This window comes from Xenorhabdus sp. BG5, from assembly GCF_015163665.1.
Taxonomy (GTDB): Bacteria; Pseudomonadota; Gammaproteobacteria; order Enterobacterales; family Enterobacteriaceae; genus Xenorhabdus.
On record NZ_JADEUG010000067.1, the window covers coordinates 1 to 1,819 of the forward strand.

The 1,819-nt window shown below is 39.4% G+C and carries 3 protein-coding genes and 1 pseudogene; 2 read left to right on the forward strand and 2 right to left on the reverse strand.

The features are described 5' to 3' along the window. Window positions 1-114: 114 nt before the first annotated feature. Both IQ209_RS17760 and IQ209_RS17765 read left to right on the forward strand, forming a co-directional pair. Window positions 115-375: pseudogene (locus IQ209_RS17760) on the forward strand (helix-turn-helix domain-containing protein); the annotation flags it as partial. Window positions 376-454: 79 nt separating this feature from the next. Further along, window positions 455-775, forward strand: a complete 321-nt coding sequence (locus IQ209_RS17765; RefSeq protein ID WP_193852510.1) for a SymE family type I addiction module toxin — start codon at window positions 455-457, stop codon at window positions 773-775. Window positions 776-831: 56 nt separating this feature from the next. Here IQ209_RS17765 and IQ209_RS17770 read toward each other — a convergent pair whose 3' ends face one another. Both IQ209_RS17770 and IQ209_RS17775 read right to left on the reverse strand, forming a co-directional pair. Beyond that, entirely contained in the window at window positions 832-1,368 is a 537-nt protein-coding gene (locus IQ209_RS17770; RefSeq protein ID WP_193852511.1) for a hypothetical protein, read from the reverse strand. A 14-nt stretch (window positions 1,369-1,382) separates the two neighbouring features. Next, window positions 1,383-1,706, reverse strand: a complete 324-nt coding sequence (locus IQ209_RS17775) for an AHH domain-containing protein (RefSeq protein ID WP_228005974.1) — start codon at window positions 1,704-1,706, stop codon at window positions 1,383-1,385. Window positions 1,707-1,819: the final 113 nt, after the last annotated feature.

The window sequence follows — 1,819 nt, forward strand, 5'->3', positions numbered from 1 at the left end:
CTTAAATTCAGTAGAATAGTGGCGTTTGTTGGGTTTCAATTTCATCGCTACACCTCATTGTCATGTTAATAACATGAGCAGGCTTTTGACGTGTCCGAGAGCCTTATACCACTACAGTACGAGACAGGGCAGGCGCAGCCGTCCCTTGAGGTATTGAAGAAGATTGCTACATCGCTGAATGTCAGCACGGACTTTTTGTTATTTGATACACATGGACGTGTGCCAACCGGTGAGCTTTCCTTGCAGTTTGAAGCGATCAGCCAGCTTCCTGAAGATGAGCAAGGTATTGTGCGGGAAGTATTGGAAAGCCTGATTATCAAGTATCAGTCACGGCGCTGGGATTCAGCAAGGCAGGCCGCTAAAAAGAAAGAGTAGTCTATAAAATAATCGCGGATGAGACAGGCGGCAACCTGTCACAACCGCTAACCATAACCAACTGATTAGGAGTTGAATGATGGCTAAGGCGCATTCTAAGCAAAACCGCGCGGTAAATAAAGCCGCCAAAACAGAACGTTATTACACCGTGGGATACGTGCCGCAAAATAACAAGGCCACCGCCCCGCCTGCGATCCATTTGAAAGGCCAGTGGCTCAAGGCGGCCGGGTTCGATAAGGGTTGCACCCTCACCGTGAAGATTATGGAGGGCTGTTTGGTGCTGATCCCTGACAGCGACGACACCCGCACCATCAAGCAACAGTACCAGCACCAACAGGATCAGCTCAGTGAGATTAAGCTGCGGATGCGGGAGCTGATTGGGGATTATCAGGCAGAATAATAATAAAGCCGGAAGATAACAGGGATCTCTCCGGCATTTTTGTTTAAAAAATAAAATTAAATATTCCCTACATACTTAAAGTAAACACCTTTTAGATCCTCTCCAACTTTATTAACAAAATTCTCAGTGGCAAAATAAGTAGATGTGAGAACTTCATCTCTAAATAGCATTTCATTAATAATAGTATCTTTAGAAAACTTATAATCTCCAGAACGATACATATCCATAATTTCACTTTTATCTTTAAAATCAAGAGCAGGTATTTTTCTTATCACATTGATAAAATAAAAATCACGCTGGTCATCGGTATTAATAGGTAATACTTCCACATAAGTTGTTATACCGGTAACCAGCTGAGATATATCATTATTTGCGAAAAGCAAACCGATATCAAAACATGATGAATTAAAGTCTTCTCTTAATGACTTTTCAGCTTTAGTTTTTACTTTAAATAAATTAACACTAAATGGCTTCCAGTTTTTACCTAATGCTTTCCCATCAAAAGAAAATGCTTCCATTGCCAGAGGATCATTTTCATTCTGAAGATAAAACTTAAATTCCTTAATGTTGTGTTTTAAAATAAATATTTTCATGTTAAGTTGACTCATTAATAAATAAGTGTATTAAAGAAAAGATCTTCTCTTATTTTTGCTAATTCAGCAATAACCGCATCCTTTCCTCCTAACCGATCAGCAATGGTAATTCTTTCAACAACATCTTCATAGTATTTATTGGTATGAATAACTCTATGGTATGCCCCAGGTTGGGAAGAGTATTGATCAATATGTTTTAAGAAAATACCGTTTTCAGCAGAATCTATGTGAATTTGATGTTTATCTAAAATATTCCTTGCTCCCAATGCCCTAGGGTCATCCCATGCCACAATATGGTGTGCAGCAGAGCCTTTAACCTTATGCCAAGCCCAATCCATATCTGTCTCTTCTACACAAATCCCTCGATTGAATCGAGGGATTTTTTTGAACCTTTTTCTACCTAGCTGATCTCAATAAGAAATACTACGTTGAGGTCACATATGATGTTTTC

Excerpts from the sequence above, each read along its gene's own strand:
- IQ209_RS17765 (WP_193852510.1), top strand. The coding sequence starts at position 455 with ATGGCTAAGGCGCATTCTAAGCAAAACCGCGCGGTAAATAAAGCCGCC.
- IQ209_RS17770 (WP_193852511.1), bottom strand. The coding sequence starts at position 1,368 with ATGAAAATATTTATTTTAAAACACAACATTAAGGAATTTAAGTTTTAT.
- IQ209_RS17775 (WP_228005974.1), bottom strand. The coding sequence starts at position 1,706 with ATGGATTGGGCTTGGCATAAGGTTAAAGGCTCTGCTGCACACCATATT.